This is a genomic window from Streptomyces yunnanensis, assembly GCF_029011865.1.
In the GTDB taxonomy this organism is placed as follows: Bacteria; Actinomycetota; Actinomycetes; order Streptomycetales; family Streptomycetaceae; genus Streptomyces; species Streptomyces yunnanensis.
In genome coordinates, this window is record NZ_CP095749.1 from 1,392,726 (window position 1) to 1,411,618 (window position 18,893).

General features: G+C 73.8%; 18 protein-coding genes. 10 read left to right on the forward strand and 8 right to left on the reverse strand.

Annotated features, from left to right (window positions below):
• The first annotated feature begins 505 nt into the window (after positions 1-505).
• The 3 genes from MOV08_RS05990 (at position 506) to MOV08_RS06000 (ending at position 3,236) form a co-directional block, all read left to right on the forward strand.
• Positions 506-1,375 carry a universal stress protein gene (locus tag MOV08_RS05990; protein ID WP_275306611.1) on the forward strand — a complete coding sequence of 290 codons (870 nt, stop codon included), beginning with the start codon at positions 506-508 and terminating at the stop codon, positions 1,373-1,375.
• Between the two features lie 123 nt (positions 1,376-1,498).
• Entirely contained in the window at positions 1,499-1,798 is a 300-nt protein-coding gene (locus MOV08_RS05995) for a DUF1876 domain-containing protein (protein WP_275306612.1), read from the forward strand.
• Between the two features lie 76 nt (positions 1,799-1,874).
• Positions 1,875-3,236, forward strand: a complete 1,362-nt coding sequence (locus MOV08_RS06000) for a nicotinate phosphoribosyltransferase (protein ID WP_275306613.1) — start codon at positions 1,875-1,877, stop codon at positions 3,234-3,236.
• A 30-nt stretch (positions 3,237-3,266) separates the two neighbouring features.
• Here MOV08_RS06000 and MOV08_RS06005 read toward each other — a convergent pair whose 3' ends face one another.
• Positions 3,267-4,133: a universal stress protein gene (locus MOV08_RS06005; RefSeq protein ID WP_275306614.1), complete on the reverse strand. Its 867-nt coding sequence runs from the start codon at positions 4,131-4,133 to the stop codon at positions 3,267-3,269.
• 188 nt (positions 4,134-4,321) lie between these two features.
• Between MOV08_RS06005 and MOV08_RS06010 the strand changes: the two genes are divergently transcribed.
• Both MOV08_RS06010 and MOV08_RS06015 read left to right on the forward strand, forming a co-directional pair.
• Entirely contained in the window at positions 4,322-5,086 is a 765-nt protein-coding gene (locus MOV08_RS06010; protein ID WP_039630115.1) for an HAD family hydrolase, read from the forward strand.
• Entirely contained in the window at positions 5,083-7,488 is a 2,406-nt protein-coding gene (locus MOV08_RS06015; RefSeq protein WP_275306615.1) for a glycoside hydrolase family 65 protein, read from the forward strand. Before MOV08_RS06010 ends, MOV08_RS06015 begins: the two co-directional genes overlap by 4 nt.
• A 34-nt stretch (positions 7,489-7,522) precedes the next feature.
• Here the strand turns inward: MOV08_RS06015 and MOV08_RS06020 are convergent, their stop codons facing one another.
• A complete protein-coding gene (locus tag MOV08_RS06020) occupies positions 7,523-9,001 on the reverse strand; it encodes an APC family permease (protein WP_275306616.1) in 1,479 nt (492 codons plus the stop codon).
• Positions 9,002-9,153: 152 nt separating this feature from the next.
• The gene (locus MOV08_RS06025; protein ID WP_275306617.1) at positions 9,154-9,780 is read right to left on the reverse strand and encodes a YigZ family protein; all 627 of its coding nucleotides are present in this window, start codon (positions 9,778-9,780) and stop codon (positions 9,154-9,156) included.
• A 425-nt stretch (positions 9,781-10,205) separates the two neighbouring features.
• Between MOV08_RS06025 and MOV08_RS06030 the strand changes: the two genes are divergently transcribed.
• The 3 genes from MOV08_RS06030 to MOV08_RS06040 all read left to right on the forward strand — a co-directional run bounded on the left by MOV08_RS06030 (position 10,206) and on the right by MOV08_RS06040 (position 12,081).
• Positions 10,206-10,985 (forward strand): type VII secretion system-associated protein, encoded by a 780-nt coding sequence (locus tag MOV08_RS06030; protein ID WP_275306618.1) that lies wholly within the window; start codon positions 10,206-10,208, stop codon positions 10,983-10,985.
• A 147-nt stretch (positions 10,986-11,132) separates the two neighbouring features.
• Positions 11,133-11,540, forward strand: a complete 408-nt coding sequence (locus MOV08_RS06035; protein WP_205368489.1) for a CoA-binding protein — start codon at positions 11,133-11,135, stop codon at positions 11,538-11,540.
• A gap of 25 nt (positions 11,541-11,565) precedes the next feature.
• Positions 11,566-12,081 carry a GNAT family N-acetyltransferase gene (locus tag MOV08_RS06040; RefSeq protein ID WP_039630125.1) on the forward strand — a complete coding sequence of 172 codons (516 nt, stop codon included), beginning with the start codon at positions 11,566-11,568 and terminating at the stop codon, positions 12,079-12,081.
• Between the two features lie 51 nt (positions 12,082-12,132).
• Here the strand turns inward: MOV08_RS06040 and MOV08_RS06045 are convergent, their stop codons facing one another.
• Positions 12,133-12,705 (reverse strand): helix-turn-helix domain-containing protein, encoded by a 573-nt coding sequence (locus MOV08_RS06045; RefSeq protein ID WP_039630127.1) that lies wholly within the window; start codon positions 12,703-12,705, stop codon positions 12,133-12,135.
• Between the two features lie 119 nt (positions 12,706-12,824).
• On the opposite strand from MOV08_RS06045, the gene MOV08_RS06050 reads away from it, so the two are divergent.
• The gene (locus tag MOV08_RS06050; protein WP_039630129.1) at positions 12,825-13,694 is read left to right on the forward strand and encodes a DMT family transporter; all 870 of its coding nucleotides are present in this window, start codon (positions 12,825-12,827) and stop codon (positions 13,692-13,694) included.
• A 128-nt stretch (positions 13,695-13,822) separates the two neighbouring features.
• Here MOV08_RS06050 and MOV08_RS06055 read toward each other — a convergent pair whose 3' ends face one another.
• The gene (locus MOV08_RS06055) at positions 13,823-14,566 is read right to left on the reverse strand and encodes an acyltransferase (RefSeq protein ID WP_275306619.1); all 744 of its coding nucleotides are present in this window, start codon (positions 14,564-14,566) and stop codon (positions 13,823-13,825) included.
• Between the two features lie 144 nt (positions 14,567-14,710).
• Here MOV08_RS06055 and MOV08_RS06060 point away from each other — a divergent pair, with 144 nt between their 5' ends.
• On the forward strand, positions 14,711-15,277 hold the full coding sequence (locus MOV08_RS06060) for a gamma carbonic anhydrase family protein (RefSeq protein ID WP_275306620.1): 567 nt from the start codon (positions 14,711-14,713) through the stop codon (positions 15,275-15,277).
• A 71-nt stretch (positions 15,278-15,348) separates the two neighbouring features.
• On the opposite strand, the gene MOV08_RS06065 is transcribed toward MOV08_RS06060, so the two are convergent.
• The 3 genes from MOV08_RS06065 to MOV08_RS06075 all read right to left on the reverse strand — a co-directional run bounded on the left by MOV08_RS06065 (position 15,349) and on the right by MOV08_RS06075 (position 18,889).
• Entirely contained in the window at positions 15,349-16,113 is a 765-nt protein-coding gene (locus tag MOV08_RS06065; RefSeq protein ID WP_039630133.1) for an enoyl-CoA hydratase/isomerase family protein, read from the reverse strand.
• 49 nt (positions 16,114-16,162) lie between these two features.
• On the reverse strand, positions 16,163-17,302 hold the full coding sequence (locus tag MOV08_RS06070) for a cytochrome P450 (RefSeq protein ID WP_275306621.1): 1,140 nt from the start codon (positions 17,300-17,302) through the stop codon (positions 16,163-16,165).
• 222 nt (positions 17,303-17,524) lie between these two features.
• Positions 17,525-18,889 carry a cytochrome P450 gene (locus MOV08_RS06075; protein ID WP_039630137.1) on the reverse strand — a complete coding sequence of 455 codons (1,365 nt, stop codon included), beginning with the start codon at positions 18,887-18,889 and terminating at the stop codon, positions 17,525-17,527.
• Positions 18,890-18,893 lie beyond the last annotated feature (4 nt).

An 18,893-nucleotide genomic window follows, 5' to 3' on the forward strand; every position in this document is an offset into this window, starting at 1 on the left:
CGCACCAGACGCCGTGGCCTATCCGACCCTGACCCATCGGACAGACCCTAGCCGCTGTGCGCCCCGCCGCCGTCACCGGCCTCGACCGGGGATACCGCAAGCCGGTGGGGTCAGGCACGGCCGGCCGCCAGGCCCATCAGGCGGGCCAGGACCCGGTCGCCCGTCACACCGCCCCGTCACTTTCCCCGCCCCGCCCCGCGCGGACGGGACGCACCCGGCACATACGCAACGACGGCGGCACGCCGGATCCCACCCCGGCCGCCGCCCCGAACTCCCTTACCGGATCGAGGAGTTCCGCCGACCCCGGCGCGCCCGCGCGGACCCGCCGATCTCGGCGGACCGACGGCACCGGTCGGAGGGCCTGCCCCTCCGACGCCCACCCGGTCCCCCGGTCCCCCCGGTCCCTCGGCGTCCGGCCGGTGCCGGTCGCCGGTCCGACGGAGACTGGAAGGGCGGCACGCCGCTGTCCCCGTCAGCGGTGCGCGGACCGGAGCGAGGTGAGGTCATGCAGGACGTGGTCACCGTGGGCGTCGACGGGACCCCCGAGGCGACGGCCGCCGTGTTGTGGGCGGCGCGCGAGGCGGAGCTGCGGCGGGCCCGGCTGCGGCTGCTGCACGCCTGGGTGCTGCTGGCACCCGAGCCGGAGCCCGGGACGGCCCCCGAGGACGACCAGAACTACTGGCCGCACCGGATCGTCGGGGACGCCCGGGACGCCGTCCGGGACCACCACCCGGACCTCCCGGTGGACGAGGCCCTGGTGGCCAAGGACCCGCTGGCCGCCCTGGAGGAGGCCGCCGACCAGTCGTCGCTGCTGGTCCTGGGCTCGCGGGACCTGGGCGCGCTGGCCCGGTACACGATGGGCGAGATCGGCCTCCAGGTGGTGGCGCACACCCGCACCCCCACGGTGCTGGTCCGGGCCCGCCCGGGCGCCTCCGAGCCGGCCCCGGACGCCCCGGTCACGGCCGGGCTGAGCCTGCACGAGCCCTGCGAGGCACTGCTGGCGTTCGCGTTCGAGAGCGCGGCCCGGCGGGGCGTCCCGCTGCGCGTGGTGCACGGCCGGCGCCTGCCGTCGTACGCCTACAACCGGGGCGGCGGGGTCGAGCCGGTCGCCGCGCAGCAGGCGGCCACGGACGCCCGGCAGGAGCTGCTGGCCGCGCTGCGGCCGTGGCGGGAGAAGTTCCCCGAGGTCACGGTGGACGGCCGGGTGGAGGTGGAGAGCCCGACCCGGGCGGTGCTGCGGGACGCCGCGGACGCCGCGCTGCTGGTCGTCGGCCGCCGGCACAAACTGCGCTTCCCGGCCCCGAGGATCGGGCACGTGGTCCAGGCCGCGGTGCACCACGCGCCCTGCCCGGTCGCGATCGTGCCGCACGAGTGAGCGGCCCGCACGGACAGGCGCCCCGGGCGGTTTCTCCCAACAATGGTGGCAGGGGCGTCGGGCGCCGGGCGGGCCCGTGGCGCGGTCCGGCGCGGCCCCCGCAGGACACCGCGGAGGTGAGCCATGGCGAAGAGCACCCAGTGGCCGGTCCGGCTGATCGTCACCGAGGAGGACGGGACGACGCGGGCGCGGGTGGAGCTGGAAACCGGGACCCGGTCGCTCACCGGGCACGGCCGGGCCCGGTGCAATCCCGAGGACCCGGACGTCCCGGTGATCGGGGACGAGTTGGCGGCCGGGCGGGCGATGAAGGACCTCGCCGGTCAGCTGATTCGGCTGGCCGACCACGACCTGGCGGGCGTCGGCGCCGCACCGCCGGGGCACGAGCGGCGCACCCTCTACGGCTGGGCGGACGAGTTGGCCTGAGACCGCCCGCGGGCCGGCCGCCGAGCCGCACGGCCCCAGGTCCGCCGGCGCGGCCCGGCCCGGGAAGGAGCCGGCGATGCCGGATGCGACGACGGTCGGTCCGACCACGACCGACCTGTACGAAGTGACCATGGCCCTGTCGTATCTGCGCGAGGGCCTGACCCGGCCGGCCACCTTCAGCTGCTTCGTCCGGGAACTCCCCGCCGACCGGGGGTTCCTGGTCGCCGCGGGGGTGGAGGAGGTGCTCGACCACCTCTCGCGCTTCCGGATCGGGCCGGACGACATCGAGGTGTTCGCCGAGGCGCTGCACCGGCCCACCACGGACCTGGCGCCGCTGCTGGGCCTGCGGTTCGCCGGGGAGGTCCGGGCGGTGCCGGAGGGCCGGGTGGTGCTGGCCGGTGAGCCGCTGCTGGAGATCACCGCGCCGCTGCCGCAGGCCCAGCTGGTCGAGACCCTCGTCCTGAACCGGATCACCCACCAGACCGCCATCGCCGCCAAGTGCACGCGGTGCGTCCTGGCGGCCCGCGGCCGGCCGGTGGTGGACTTCTCGCTGCGGCGGACGCACGGGGTGGAGGCGGGCCTGCGCACGGCCCGGCTGGCGGCGATGGCGGGTTTCGCGGGGACCAGCAACGTGGCGGCGGCGCACGCCGAACACCTGCCGGTGGTGGGCACCATGGCGCACTCCTACATCGAGGTGTTCGAGGACGAGGAGGCCGCCTTCACCGCCTTCGCACGGGCCCACCCGGGGCCGGTGACGTTCCTGGTGGACACCTACGACGTCGATTCCGGGGTGGCCGCGGCGGCCCGGGTGCTGCACGCCCTGGGCCGCGCCGAGGGGTCGGCGATCCGGCTGGACAGCGGCGATCTGGGGGCGCTGGCGGTCCGGGCCCGGGCGATGCTGGACCGGGCGGAGCTGCCGGGGGTGCGGATCGTGGCCAGCGGCGGGCTGGACGAGTTCGCGGTGGATGACCTGGTGCGGGCCGGGGCGCCGATCGACGTGTTCGCGGTGGGTACCCGGGTCGGGGTGAGCGCCGACGCGCCGTCTCTCGACTCGGCGTACAAGCTCGTCGCCTACGACGGGCGGCCGGTGATGAAGCTGTCGTCGGAGAAGGTCACCGCGCCGGGCCGGAAACAGGTCTTCCGGCACCCGGGCTGCCGCGATGTGATCGGCCTGGCCGAGGAGCCGGCGCCGGCCGGCAGCGTGGCGCTGCTGAAGACGCTGATGCGCGACGGGGTGCGCTGTGCGCCGCGGACCCCGCTGGCCGACGCCCGGGCCCGGCTGACCGCCGACCTCGCGGAGCTGCCGGCGTCGGCCCGGGCCATCCGGTCGCCGGTCCCGGTCGTGCCGTCGACCTCCACTCCGCTGGCCACCCTCGCCGGGCACGTGCGGCGACGGATCGAGCGGGCGGTGCTGGCGCCGTACGACCACTTCGCCTGACGACCGGAGCGCGCGGGTGGCGCCGCGGCGTCAGCCGCGCGGGACCACCACGACCGGGCAGGCGGAGTGGTGCAGCGCGGCGTGCCCGACCCGGCCGAGCTGCAACCCGAAGTGGCCGTGCCGGTGGCGGGCGCCCAGCACCAGCAGGTCCGCGGCGGCGGACCGCCGGACCAGCACCTTGTGCGCCGGGCCCTCGACGGTGGTGCGGCGGACGTGCACCGTCGGGTGCGCCTCGACCTCCTCCGCCACCGCCGCGTCGACCAGCGCCGACGCCTGCTGCTCGTAGTGGTGCTCGGGTCCTGCGGCGCGCCCGTCGCGGTCCGCGGTCTCGTAGGCGGGGCAGCGCCAGGCGCGGATCGCGTCGAGGGCGCAGCCCCGGGCCTCGGCCTCCCGGAAGGCGAACCGGACGGCCGGGGAGCCCTTGGCGGTGTCGCCGACGCCGAGCAGCACCCGGTCGTGGCCGCTCTCCAGGCCGGCCCGGTCGCCGCGGACCACCACCACCGGATGCCCGGCGCGGGCCGCCACCGACAGGCTCACCGAACCCAGCAGCAGATCGGCGAACTCCCCGCGCCCCTTGGATCCGAGGACCACCGCGGAGGCATAGGGGGCCTCGCGGAGCAGCGCGGTGACCGGGTCGTCGGCCAGGACCTGGACCGTGACCTCGACCTCGGGGTTGCGGCGGGCGGCGCGGTCGGCGGCGGAGGCGACGACCCGGTCGGCCATCGCCTGCTCCTCGGGGGCGCTCTCCTGCGGCGCCACCCCCTCGTACCGCTCCCACCGGGACGCGTAGACCAGGCGCAGCGGCAGTCCGTGCAGCGCCGCCTCGTCCACCGCCCAGTCCAGGGCGCGCAGCCCGGCGTCCGATCCGTCGACGCCTACGACCAGGGGGAGTTCCATGGTCCCCACCGCCTTCCGTCGCTCGGGCCGTGGCCGTGCCGGGGCGGGCGCCGGGTGGCCCACTTCCATCGTGTGCCCCGGCACCGGGGGCACGCCAGGGCCCGCGGGCGCATCCGAGCGGCCCCGGACCGGATGCCGTGGTGCCATGGAGGGGCGAGTGTGATGAAGGAATGCCGAAGGGACCCGTCATGTCCGCCGCGTCACCGCTGGCCGCGTGTCTGCGTCCGGTGCGGGCCGTGGTCTTCGACACCGACGGGGTGCTCACCGACTCCGCGCGGATGCACGCCGCGGCCTGGCAGGAGGCGTTCGACGCCTGTCTGGCGGCCGCGGGCGGCCAGCGGCCCTTCGACCCGGTCGACGACTACCTCCGGCACGTGGACGGCCGGTCCCGGCTGGACGGCGCCGCCGCGTTCCTGGCCTCCCGGGGGCTGGCGCTGCCGCCCGGCTCCCCCGGTGACGCACCGGGCACCGGCACCGTGGCGGCGGTCGCGGCCCGTAAGGACGAGGTGTTCCGGGCGCTGCTGCGGGAGCGCGGGGCCGCCGTGTGGCCGGGCAGTGTGCGGCTGGTGCACGCGCTGCGCGGGGAGGGGATCCCCTGTGCCGCGGTGTCCGCGTCCCGGCACGCCACCGAGCTGCTGACCCGGGCGGGACTGCTCGGGCTGTTCCGGGCCGTGGTGGACGGCAACGAGGCGGCGCGGCTGGGACTGCCGGGCAAACCGGACCCGGCGCTGTTCGCGGAGGCGGCCCGGCGGCTGGCCGTGCCGCCCCGGGAGGCGGCCGTGGTGGAGGACGCCACCGCCGGGGTCGAGGCCGGCCGGCGCGGCGGATTCGGTCTGGTCGTGGGCGTCGACCGGAGCGGCACCCCGGGGCACGCGGCCGCGCTGCGCCGGCACGGCGCCGATGTGGTGGTCGCCGACCCCGGCGATCTGCTGGCCCCCGGGACGGCCCCATGACGGCGCCGGCCTGGACCTGGACGTACGAGGGGTACGACCCCGAGGAGGAGCGGCTGCGGGAGGCGCTGTGCACGCTGGGCAACGGCCGGTTCGCCACCCGCGGCGCAGCCCCGGAGGCGCCGTGCGGCCCCGCGCACTACCCGGGCACCTACGCGGCCGGCGTCTACAACCGGCTGACCTCCACCGTCGCCGGCCGCCGAGTGGAGAACGAGGACCTGGTCAACCTGCCCGACTGGCTGCCGCTGCGCTACCGCATCCGCCCGGCGGACGCCGACGGACCCGGCCCCTGGCTCTCGCCCGACCACCCGCAGCTCACCGGCCACCGCCGGACGCTGGACCTGCGCCGCGGCACGCTGACCCGCTGGTCGTCCTACGAGGACGGCGCCGGCCGGCGGCTGACCGTCACCGAACGCCGTCTGGTGCACATGGCCGAGCCCGATCTCGCCGTCCAGCGCGCGGTGTTCACCGCCCAGGGCTGGGCCGGGGAGGTGGAGGTCGAGGCGGGGCTGGACGGCGACGTCCGCAACACCGGGGTGGCCCGGTACCGCGAGCTGGCCGACGCCCACCTCACCGACTGGGAGACCGGTTCCGCCGACGACGGCGTGTACTGGCTGCGCTGCCGGACCATCGCCTCCGGCATCACCGTCGCGCTGGCCGCCCGGATCCGCGCCGCGCCGCGCGGCGGCACCGCCCGCACCGCCCTCGCGGCCCGCACGGCCCGGCGGGTGCTCACCGTCCCGGTCCGGCCGGGCACCCCGGCCACCGTCGACAAGACGGTGGCGCTGCACACCTCCCGGGACCGGGCCCGCACCGCACCGCTCCCGGCCGCCCTGGAGACGGTCCGCCGCGCCCCGGCCGTCCCCCGGCTGCTGGCCTCGCACCACCGCGCCTGGCAGCACCTGTGGCGGCAGGTGCGGCTGGACGTCCCGGGCGAGGCCGGCCGGATCCTGCGGTTGCACGTCTTCCACGTGCTGCAGACCCTCTCCCCGCACACCGCGCGACTCGACGTCGGGGTGCCGGCGCGCGGCCTGCACGGCGAGGCGTATCGGGGGCACGTCTTCTGGGACGAGCTGTTCGTGCTGCCGTTCTTGAACCTGCACTTCCCGGAGGTGTCCCGGGCGCTGCTGGACTACCGGCACCGGCGGCTGCCGGCGGCCCGCCGGGCGGCGCGCGAGGCGGGTCGGGCGGGCGCGATGTACCCGTGGCAGAGCGGCAGCGACGGCCGCGAGGAGACCCAGCGGCTGCACCTCAACCCGCGCTCGGGCCGCTGGCTGCCGGATCATTCGCACCTCCAGCACCATGTCGGCTCGGCGATCGCCTACAACGTGTGGCAGTACTGGCAGGCCAGCGGCGACACCGCGTTCCTGCACACCAAGGGCGCGGAGATGCTGCTGGAGGTCGCCCGCTTCTGGGCGGCGAGCGCGGACTGGGACCCGGCGCTGGAGCGCTACCGCATCCGCGGGGTGGTCGGCCCGGACGAGTACCACGACGGCTATCCGGAAGCCGACCGGCCGGGCCTGGACGACAACGCCTACACCAACGTCACCGCGGCCTGGGTGCTGACCCGGGCGCTGGACCTGTGCCGGACGCTGCCGGAGGGGCGCCGGCGGCCGCTGTTCGAACGGCTGGAGCTGTCCCACGACGAGCGGCAGCACTGGGACGACCTCGCGCACCGGCTGTACGTGCCGTTCCACCGCGGCGTGATCAGCCAGTTCGCGGGCTACGGGCAGCTGGCCGAGCTCGACTGGGCGGGCTACCGCGCCCGCTACGGCGACATCCGGCGGCTGGACCGGATCCTGGAGGCGGAGGGCGACACCGTCAACCGCTACCAGGCGTCGAAACAGGCCGACGTGCTGATGCTGGGCTATCTCTTCTCGCCCTCCGAACTGGCCGGCATGCTCGGCCAGTTGGGCTATCTCCTCGACGACGACGTCTGGCGGGCGACCGTCGACCACTATCTGCACCGCACCTGCCACGGCTCGACGCTGAGCGCCGTGGTCCACGCCTGGGTGCTGGCGCGGGTGCGCCGGGACGACGCCTGGACGTACTGCGCGGAGGCGCTCACCGGCGACATCGCGGACGTCCAGGGCGGCACCACCGCGGAGGGCATCCACCTGGGCGCGATGGCCGGCACCCTCGATTTCGTGCAGCGCGGGATGACCGGCCTGGAGACCCGGGAGCGCGCCCTGTGGCTGGATCCGGCGCCGCTCCCCCAGCTCTCCAAGTTCGGCGTGCGGATCCGCTACCGCCGCCACCGGGACATCGACCTGCGGATCCGCACCGATCGGGTGCGGATCACCGTGCCGGAGTCCGCGCACGCCGCGGTCCGGGTCCGGCTGCGCGGCCGGCCGTTCACCGTCGCCCCGGGAACGACCCGCCGCATCGACCTCCCCGACGGCTGACCCGACCGTCGACCACCGCGGCTGGACGGTGCGGTCAATCGGGCTGGGGCAGCGGAGTCCCCGCCCCGGCCACCGCCGCGTCCGGGTCCGTCCCGCGCAGGTACTCCTCGCTGATCCGCTTCGGCCCGAACGGCCACTCCCGCTCGTGGCGGGCCCATCCCAGGAACGCCGCCAGCCCCGCCGCGACCCAGGCCAGCGACCATTCGACGGGGTGCCGGCCGGGGGCGTTGCGGTCCGCGTAGCCGTAGATCACCAGCCAGCCGACCAGCGCGATCAGGCTCGGCAGCGGGTAGAGCCACATCCGGTAGGGGCGGCGCAGCGCCGGCTGCCGGCGCCGCAGCACGGTGACCGCCGCGATCTGGGCCAGCGCCTGCACCAGCACCATCACCGTGGTGAGCAGCTGGATGACGGTCGTCAGGTCGGTGTGCCGGCCCAGGAGGAAGCCCGCCGCCATGATGCCGCCCATGGTCAGCAGCCCCAGGACGGGGAAGCGGTGGCGGGGGTGCAGCGTGCCGTACGGGCGGAAGAACACCCGGTCCCGGGCTGCGTCGTAGGGGACCCGGGAGCCGCCCAGCAGCCCGGTCATGACGGAGGTGACGGCGGTGACGAGGATGAGCACGGTGACGGCTTCGGCGGCGGTTCGGCCCCAGGCGCGTTCCAGGACGGCGGAGGCGACCGAGGAGCCGGCGGTGCTGTGCGGGTCGAGCATCTCGCGCCAGTCGACGACGCCGAGGGTGCCGATCTGGAGCAGCAGGTAGATCGCCATGATGCCGAGGATGGAGAAGAGGATGGCCCGCGGCAGGGTGCGGCCGGGCCGCTTGATCTCGGCGCCCATGTAGGCGGTGGTGTTGTAGCCGAGGTAGTCGTAGATGCCGATGGTGAGTCCGCCGGCGAACCCCACCCAGAAGTGACTGGACGTCAGTTCCACCGCGTGCGCGGGATAGGTGAAGGCCCGCTCCGGGCTGAAGTGGGTGAACGCCGCGAGGACGACCAGGCCGACGGCGGCGATCATCACCGTCCACAGCACGACGGTGAGCCGGGCGATGCGCTCCACCCGGCGCCAGAGCAGCACCACGATGCCGACCGTGACGGCCAGTCCGACCGCGTCCCCCTGCGCCTGGCTCATCCCCGGCCACAGATAGCCCAGGTACTGCACGAAGCCGATCACGCCGGTGGACATCCCGAGCGGGATGAACAGCATCGCCGTCCACACGAACAGAAACGGCATCAGCTTCCCGGTCCGGTACTGGAACGCCTGCCGCAGATACACATAACTGCCGCCCGCCCCCGGCAGCGACGCCCCCAACTCCGCCCACACCAGCCCATCCGCCAGCGCCAGCGCCGCACCCGCCACGAACCCGATGACCGCCTGCGGCCCGCCGAACGCCGCCACCATCAACGGGATCGTCACGAACGGCCCGATGCCGCACATCTGGCTCATGTTGATCGCGATGGCCTGCAACAGCCCGATCCGGCGGACGAAACCCGCCCGTTCCCCCAGCAGGTCCGACACCCGTCAAGCCCCTTCCCCTGCCGGCGCGCACACCGGCCGCGGCCCGTTCCGCGGGACCCCAGGCTGACACGCCGACCACCGCCGCGCACCGGCCCGGACCGAACCCGCACCCGCCGCACCCCGGCGTCGGCCACCGGGCGGCCGGCCGCCGCCTACACCTCCCCGTACGCCTCCCCGCCGAGCTCCAACCGGGCCGTCCCTGCCGTGGTGTCCGCCAGCCAGGCCCGGAAGCCCTCCAGGTCCGCCTCCGGCAGCCCCACCTCGATGTGGACCTCGGCCCCGTAGGTCACCTCGCGCACCGCCCGCCCCGTGGTGCGCAGGTCGTTCTCCAGCCGGCCCGCGCGCTGGTGGTCCACGGTGACCGTCACCAGTCGGAACCGCTGCCGGGTGACCGTGCCCAGCGCGTCCAGCGCCTCGCCGACCACACCCCCGTAGGCACGGATCAGACCGCCCGCCCCCAGTTTGATGCCGCCGAAGTACCGCGTGACCACCGCGACCACATAGCGCACGTCCCGCCGGACCAGCATCTGCAGCATCGGCACCCCGGCCGTACCGCCCGGTTCGCCGTCGTCGCTGGCCTTCTGCACCCCGCCGTCGGCCCCCAGGACGTACGCGAAGCAGTGGTGCCGGGCGGTCGGGTGCTCCTTGCGGACGCGCGCGATGAAGTCCTGGGCCTCCGCCTCCGTCGCGACCGGCGCGAGCGCACAGAGGAAGCGGGACTTGTTGATCTCGATCTCGTGGACACCCTCACGGGCCAGCGTCCGGTACTGCTCCTGCATCCGACCAGCCTAGGGCCTGTCGTCAAACTCCCGTCGTTCGCCTGGAGGGCGGGCCTCGCGGCGTCTGGTGCGTGCGATCTCAAGGCGGAGGGTCATCCCGGTACCGGGCGTACCGGGATGAGCCCGACAACGCAGAGAGCGTGCGTGCCAGGCGTCGCGAGGCAGGCGGGAGTTTGACGACAGGCCCTAGAACCTTCTCCACCGCCGCCGGACGGGGCGGTCCCGCCCCCGGCGCCCCGCGCCGCGCTGCGGTGTCCGCCGTACGGGCGCAGTGCGCACCGCCGGGCGGCGTACCCGGGCCGTCCGCACGGTGCGTCGGGGAGACGTCCGCCGTGCCCATGGGCACTGTGGCCCAAGCGGGACCCGGCGCCGCACGGAGCCACGGGGCCCGGCGGGAACGGAACGGCGGCTCGGCGGAGGGCTTCATGGACGACAGCACACAGGCGGCGATGACGGCCGGCGCTCCGGTGACCGGTGAGGAGATGCCGGTGCCGCCCCCGGAGGTCGTCGAGGCGGCCCGCCAGGCACCGGACCACTGGCTGGCCATGGTGGACCTGACCTGGTCCGGCGAGGACGCACCACCGCTGTGGGCGGTGGTCGGGCAGTGGCGGTCCGGCCCGGACGGCGAGATCACGGAGTGGCGGGACAACCCGGAGTACCGCCCGTCGCCGCAGATGCTGGACTGGGCGGACCCCACCGACGCCGTGGACCGCGCGGTGCAGCTGTCCGCCACCGGATACGGCCCGGAGCAGGCGGTCTACGAGGAGCTGGCGCGGGCGGAGCTCTCCTTCCTGGTCACCACGACCGGCGCACCTCTGGCCGCGGCGTCCCCCGAGGGCGCCCCGGTCGTCCCCGTCTACACCTCCGTCGCCCACCTGGAATCGGCCGGCCGGCTGTGCTTCGACCGGCGGCCGGCGGCCGAACTCGTCAAGCAACTGCCGCCCGGCCACGCCCTCTACGTCAACCCGTCCGGCCCGGTGAGCATGGTCGTGGAGCCCGAGCAGCTGCGTGCGGCGCTGGCCGCCACGGGCGGCGCCGAGGCCGGGCAGCACACCCGGGAGGTCGCCCCCGCCACCGCGCTGCGGCCGGGCACCGGCGCCGGCGCACCCGAGCCGGTGACCGGCGGCCGGGCGATCGGCAAGCCGGCCCGCTCCGCGGCGACCGGCAACGTCGTCGGCGCCGGCCTGGCCCGCGGCACCGGCTGACCCGCCCCCTGAACCCGCCCCGCCCGTCTTCCCCTTCGGGCGGGGCGTCTCGCTGTCTCCCGGCCGAACGCAACGCGGCGCGTCCGGAATGTTCGGAGCCCGCCGCCCGTTGTGGCAGACCGGGACCAGGGACGACAGGAGACGCCCATGCACGCCGACCAGGCGACCATCCGCAGGATCCTCACCGAGCTCGGCGACACCTGGGCGGTGGTGGGGCTGTCCGCCAACCAGCAGCGCGCCGCCTACGGCGTCGCCGAGACCCTCCAGCGCTACGGCAAGCGGATCGTGCCGGTGCACCCCAAGGCCGAGACCGTGCACGGGGAGGTGGGGTACCCGACCCTGGAGGCCGTCCCCTTCAAGATCGACGTGGTGGACGTCTTCGTGCGCAGCGAACTCGCCGGTGCCGTCGCCGACGAGGCCGTCGCCGTCGGCGCCCAGGCCGTCTGGTTCCAGCTCGGTGTCATCGACGACGCCGCCGCCCACCGCACCCGCGCCGCCGGCCTCGCCATGGTGATGAACCGCTGCCCGGCGATCGAGATACCCCGTTTGGCGTGAACGCGGGGTGCCCTAGCATGCCGCCATGATCACGCCACGTGCCGCCCGTCCGCAGGACGCCGCCGAGCTGGTCCGGCTGCGCCGGCTGATGTATCTGGCCATGAACGGCCGTGATGAGCCCGGCAGTTGGGAGCGGGACGCGGAGGCCGTGGCGCGCCGGCAGCTGGCCGACCCACGGGCCCGGCTGATCGGTTTCGTGCTGGACGGGGAGCCCGCCGGGACCGGGGCCGGGGCAGCCGCGCCGCATCTCGCGGCGTGCGCGCTCGGCCGGATCGACGAGCGGCTGCCGTCCCCGGCCAATCCGACGGGCCGGGTCGGCTTCGTCTTCAACGTCTGCACGGATCCGCGGTATCGGGGCCGGGGCTACGCCCGGGCGACGACCGAGGCGCTGCTGGCGTGGTTCGCGCGGCACGGCATCGGCCGGGTCGACCTGCACGCCACGGATGCCGCCGCGCCGCTCTACCGCAGCCTGGGCTTCGCCGAGCACGCCACGCCGCTCTCCCTGGACCTGCGCCGGAGGCCGGGCACCGTGGCGGGCTGAACGACCGGCGCCACGCGGCCGGATGCCACCGCCCGAGCGGGCCCGGCGGCCTCAGCGGGCCGCCTGGATGATCACCGACATGGTCATCTCCACCGGCTCCGTGCCGTCGTTGCGGTAGCCGTGCGGGACCTTGGCCTCGAAGGTCGCCGAGGCCCCGGCGGGCACCTCGTGCGTCGCGCCGTCGACGATCAGGGTGAGGGTGCCGGACCGGACGTGCAACAGCTCGACGGTGCCCGGCGGATGCGGGTCGGAGGCGCTCTCGTCGCCCGGCATCAGCCGCCAGTCCCACATCTCGAACGGGCCGGGCGCCTCGCCGCCCACGAGGAGCGAGGTGTAGCTGCCGGCTTCCGTGGACCACATCCGGACCGCCTGACCCGGTGCCACGATCCTCACCTGCGGGCCCTGTTCGTAGTCGAGGAGCGTGGTGATGCTGACGCCGAGCGCGTCGGCGATCTTCACGGTGGTGCCCACGCTCGGGTTCGTCCGGGCCTGCTCGATCTGGATGATCATGCCGCGGCTGACTCCGGCGCGGGCCGCCAGCGCATCGAGGGTGTAGCCGCGCTCGGTGCGCCAGCGTTTGAGGTTGCGGGCGAGCGCCTGCGTGAGCTGGTCGAGGTCCGTCACGGTCCGTCCAAGTCGGTGGTCGGGGCGGCAGGTCAATATATTCGCTACCGCGGTTCAATTTATTGCACTACGGTGTGGTGTACTTCAGCGTCCGCTTCACTGTACTGCGAGGTTTCTCCATGACCGCGGCCTTCGCCCTGGCCACCTGCCTCCTCTGGGGGCTCGCCGACTTCGGCGGCGGATTGCTCACCCGGCGCCTGCCCGCCCTGACCGTCGTGGTGGTCTCGCAGACGCTGGCCGCCCTGGTGCTGGGCGGCATCGTGCTGGCCACCGGCGGCTGGCGGGAGGCCGGTCCGCAACTGTGGTTCGCCGTCGGAGCCGGCGTCGTCGGCCCCGCCGCGATGCTCTGCTTCTACCGCGCACTCGCCCTCGGCCCGATGGGCGTGGTCTCCCCGCTCGGCTCGGTCGGTACCGTCCTGGTCCCGCTCGGCGTCGGCATCGTCGCGGGCGAACGGCCGGGACTCCTCCAGGCCGCGGGCATCGTCGTCGCGGTGATCGGCGTCCTGCTGGCCGGCGGGCCCCGACTCGGCGGCACGTCCGTGGCCCGCCGGACGATCGCGCTCACCCTGTTCTCCGCGCTCGGCTTCGGCGCGGTGATGGCGCTGATCGCCGAGGCGTCCACGACCGTGACCGGGCTCTTCCTCGCCCTGTTCGTCCAGCGGGTGTGCAATGTGGCGGTCGGCGGCGCGGCCCTGTTCGCCGCGGTCCGGCGCGGCGTCCCGGCACTACCCGAGGGCGGGCTGTCCGCCCTGCGCGGGGCGCTCCCCGCCCTCGCCTTCATCGGCATCGCCGACGTCGCCGCCAACGGCACCTACGCCATAGCCGCCCAGCACGGCCCGGTCACCATGGCGGCGGTGCTGGCCTCCTTGTACCCGGTCGTCACCACGCTGGCGGCCCTCGGAGTCCTCAAGGAACGGATGCGCGCCGTCCAGACCGCCGGGGCCTCCCTCGCCCTGGTCGGCTCGGTCCTGCTGGCGACCCACGGCTGACGAAGAACACCCGGACAACCGCACAGCCACCCACCACACGAGCCCCCACAAGACCCCACAGGGGGCAGACCCCGGACGACCTACGGCAGGCGGAAACGTGACGGCAGGCGGGACTTTGCGGACACGCCCTAGCTCTCCGCCTTCTCCCACTCCCCCAACGCCACCAGTTGCTCCGGCGTGATGCCCTCGGGGATCGGCACCGGCGCCGGCGTCCGCAGCGGTGGCTGCCAGCCCGCGCCCGGCTCCCAGCGGCGGACGATCCTGGCGGGCGCCCCGGCCACCACCGCATGGTCGGGGACCTCGCCCCGGACCACCGACCCGGCCGCGACCACCACGTTCCGCCCCAGCCGCGCGCCGGGAAGGATGACCGCACCGGTGCCGATCCAGCCGCCCGGCCCGATGGCGACCGGCTCGCTGCGCGGCCACTGCTTGCCGACCGGCGTCTCGGGATCGTCGTAACTGTGGTTGGTGGTGGTGACGTAGACGCCGGGGCCGAAGAAGCAGTCGTCACCGATAGTCAACCGGACGTCCGCGATCACATGGCTGCCGCGGCCCAGCACCACGCCGTTGCCCAACGTCAGGATCGGGTCCGCGCCCAGATCCAGATCGGGCATCATGCCCGCGGTGAGGGTGACGTCCTGGCCGATGATGCAGTACGCACCGAGCTCGATCCACGGGTCGCCGAAGACCGTGCCCTGCGGGAACGCCAGCCGGGTGCCGGTGCCGATCCGGCGGAAGCGGTACGGGCCCGGGCGCTCGGCCGTGACGGCCCCGGTCTCCCGCACCCAACGCGCCCCGCGGTGAACGGCGCGGGACACCGCCCGGCGCCGCCAGGCCGTCAGGGACGAGAACACGTTCTGGTTTATCGGCACCCGCACACCGTACTCAGCGCGCCCGGCCACCGACCGCGCGCCGGACTGTGATCTTCACCCCACCCGCCGCCGCCCCCTTCGCCCGGCGGCCGGTTCGTCTACGGTGCTGGTGGCGCGGCACTCAACCGGCGAGGAGATGCGCAGATGGCAGAACGGGCAGTGATCGCGGCAGTGGGCGGCGAGGCGCCGAGCATCGACCCCGGGGCGTACACCGCGCCCACGTCCGTCGTCGTCGGCGACGTCACCCTGGCCGCGGGGACCAGCGTCTGGTACCACGCGGTGCTGCGCGCCGACTGCGGCCCCATCGTCCTGGGCGCCGACAGCAACATCCAGGACAACTGCACGGTGCACGTGGACCCGGGCTTCCCGGTGACGGTCGGCGAGCGGGTCTCGGTCGGCCACAACGCCGTGCTGCACGGCTGCACCGTCGAGGACGACGTGCTGGTGGGCATGGGCGCCACGGTGCTGAACGGGGCGCACATCGGCGCGGGTTCGCTGATCGCGGCCCAGGCGCTGGTCCCGCAGGGGATGCGGGTGCCGCCGGGCTCGCTGGTCGCCGGCGTGCCGGCCAAGGTCAAGCGCGAACTGACCGCGGAGGAGCGGGAGTCCATCAAGCTGAACGCCGCGATGTACCTGGAGCTGGCCGCCCGCCACCGCGCGGCGGTCCCGGTCGCCGCGGACGGTGCCGATGCCAGGGAGTCGACGGCCTGACGGGCCCGGATGCGCTAGGTGCGGCCTGGTCAGGGCCGCACCGACGGGTCCGCCTCCCCGTTTCGCGGGGTTCAGCCCCGCCGGGCCTGCTGGCCGCGGCTCAGCGCGGAGGAGAGCAGCTCCGCGTCGAAGAGCGTGGCGTCCGCGAGGCGGTTGGCGTTCCCGTAGGCGTTCATCATGACCTTGGCGGTACGCAGCGCCGTGGGCGACCGGCGGACCAGCGGCCTGGTCCAGCGGGCGACGGCCGCGTCCAGCTCGTCCTCGGGGACGACGGTGTGCAGGATGGAGAGTTCCCGGGCGGTCGCGGCGTCGAAGGTGCTCGCGGTGAGGATCAGTTCGCGGACCCTGGCGGCGCCCACCTCGTTCAGCAGCCGCGGCATGATGCCGCCCCAGGCCGGCGGTACCCCGAGGCCGAGTTCCGGGAGTCGGAAGCGGCAGGTGTCGGCGCCCGCCCGCAGGTCGCAGAAGATCGCCAGGCCCACGCCGGCTCCGACCACTCCGCCGTGGAGGCGGGCGATGGTCACCACGTCGGTGGTCGCCAGCGCGTCGCACACCCGGCGGGCCTTGTTGCCGAGCGCGCGCAGCGCCAGACCGCCGCTGTCCTGCGCGAGCAGTTCCGGGAACTCGCTGCGGTCGCCGCCCAGGCAGAAGTCGTCGCCCTCACCGGAGAGGACCAGCACCCGTATGCCGGTCTCGTCGTCCAACGCGCCGAGCACGGTGAGGAGTTCGTCGAGGATCAGCCCGGAGACGGCGTTGCCGGTCTCGGGGCTGTTGAGTCTGACCCGGAGCACGGGTCCCTCGTGCGTCACGAGGAGGGTCTTGAAGTCGTGCATCATGGTTGTTCCTTGTTCGTTGAGCCACGCTGCCTGCGGGGGATGCCCTCGATCAGGCACGGACGACCGGGAGTTCCATCAGTCGGCGGAAGGCCACCCGCGGCGCCCAGGTGGGGGTGCCGGCGACCCGCAGCCCCTGGCCGGGCAGGCGCCGCAGCAGCGAAGAGAGGACGCAGTCGGCCTCCATACGGGCCAGCGCGTTGCCGAGGCAGTAGTGGATGCCACCGCCGAAGCTCAAGTGCGGCGCCTTGCGCCGGATGTCGAAGACCTCGGGAGCGGCGTACTGCTCCGGGTCGTGGTGTGCGGCTCCCACCATGAGTTGCACCATCTCGCCCTTGCGGACGGGTACTCCGGCGAGCTCGGTGTCCTCGGGGGCGATCCGGCTGATCATGTGGATCGGGGCGTCGTAGCGCAGCGTCTCGTCGATCGCGCCCGGTATGTGCTCGGGGTTGATGCGCAGCCAGTCCAGCTGCCGGGGGTGCTCCAGGAGGAGCCACGCCAGGCTCGTCAGCAGGTGCGAGGTGGTCTCCAGCGCCGCCAGGACCATGAAGAGCGCCAGGGCGTAGACGGCCTCGTCGGCGGCGTCCCGGTCGGCCTCGAACTCGTCCCACATCCGGATCCAGGACGACACCGGATCGTCTCCCGCGGATTTTCGGCGTTCTCGTATCAGACCGGTGAAGTACTCACGCAAACTCCGGGTGGCCGAATCGGAAATGGCGAGCTGACTGGGCGAGGGGAAGAGTTCCTGAGTGTGCACCTGGTCGTGCGTGAGCGTACGGAGCAGCGGGAAATCCGCGGAAGGCAGTCCCAGCCATTCACCGACAGTGATAATCGGCAGTTCGTCGCCGACCATCGCGCAGAAATCGGCGGTACCGCCGCGGAGTTCCTCGAAGAAATTGCCAAGCAGCCGGTCCGCGTTCTTTTCGACCGACTTCTGCATGCGCTGCAGCGAGGTGCGGTCGAAGACATTTCCCAACGGCCGCCGCATCCGCGTGTGATGCGGCGGGTTGAGCATCGGCATCGTGGCACCCATCTGCCGCGAAGCGGGCGCGTGCCACCGTGCCGCATCGACCTGAGCGGCCCGCCAGCCGCTGTCCGGGACGCGCCAGTCCCGGCTCCGCAACACCTGGTGGCAGAGCCGGTACGAGGTCGCCACGTGCCCGCCCCAGGGCGCCGGAACCATTTCTCCCATGGCCCGGAGTTGCGTGTAGAACGGCAACGGATTCGCTTGCCCTCGCGCCGAACGCAGTCGAGAGAAAAGCGCAACCACACTGCGTCGGTCGACGGAGGTGGTAGCCAGGGCGGGCTCCACGGGCGACTCCCTTTCCAGAAGATCACACAGTAATCGCCAGCGCTGCATACCCCTCCGCGTGAACGTTTATGCGAGGATTGAACATCTACGCTGTCGCAAAGCTCACACCTTCCACCAGTTCAGGAATCCACTCCACCAACCGTTCTTCCTGCGCTTGCCCTGCTCCTGAGCGGAACCGTCGGGCTGCGCGGCCTGCTGTGCGGGGTGGGCCGCGGAGGAACGCCGGTCCGCCCGTATCGGGGTGAACCGGGCCGGCAGTGCATTGAGCGCGCGGTGGAACGGACCCGGCCGCCAGGTCAGCGTCTCCTGCGGAACGCCCAACTCGATGTCGGGCAGGGTGTTCAGCAGCTTCTCGATCGCCCGGATGGAGATCAGCAGCGCGGGGTCCTTGGCCGGGCAGGCGTGCGGCCCGGCACCCCACGCGAGGTGGGCCCGCTTGCTGAAGGTCTGCCGACTGGCCGACAGGGTCGGGTCGGCGTTGGCCGCCGCGAAGCTGATGAGCACCGGCGACCCGGCCGACAGCCTGCTCCCGGAGACCTCCACGTCGCGGGTCGGGTAGTGCGCGGCGTAGTTGGCGATGGGCGGGCTGTTCCAGAGCACCTCGTTGATGGCGTCCTCGACCAGCACGCCCCCACCGTGCTGACCATCGGCGAACTGCTCCTCGGACAGCAGCTGCAGCAGCGAACTGCCGATGATGTTCTGCACCGGCTCGGTGCCCGCCCCGATGAGCAGCGCCAGCTGATGGACCATCTCCTCGTCCGTCAGCTTGGCGGGGTGCTGCATCATCCAGGACGTCACGTCCTCGTCCGGCAGCGCCCGCTTCAGCGCGACCAGCTCGAACAGCGCCCCGGCCATCTCCTCGTTGGCCCGCTCCACGTCGATGCCGTCGAACAGGCTGGAGATCGCGACGATCAGCCGGTCGCCGAGCTCCGCGGGGCAACCGAACAGGTCGTTGAAGACCAGCAGCGGCACGACCTGCGCGAAGTCGCCGATGAGATCGGCCTTGCCGCGGATGCTGAACTGGTCGACGAGGTAGGCCGCGACCCGGTCGACGTGCCGGGCGACCCGGTGCATATCGACCTTGGCGAGGCTGTCCGTGACCACCTGACGCAGCCGCAGATGAGTGGCCCCGTCCGAGAACATGCTGTTCGGCCGGTACATCATCATCGGCAGCACGGGGCTGTCCAGGGGCACCCGGCCCTCGTTGAGCGCCCGCCAGCGGCGCGGGTCACGCGCGAAGGTGTCCGGGTTCTGCAGGATCTGCAGCGCGGTGGCGTAGTCCGTGACGAGTTCCGCCTCGACGCCGGGGGCCAGTTCGACCGGGGCGGTCGAACCGTACTGCCGCAGCCGTGTGTAGACCGCGTGCGGGGCGGCGGCGAATTCCGGACCGTGCAGGGACGTGCTCATGCCATCTGCATGTGCGGGGCAACCTGGCGGTGGAGTCTGGAATTCCGGTTGAGATTGCATCAAT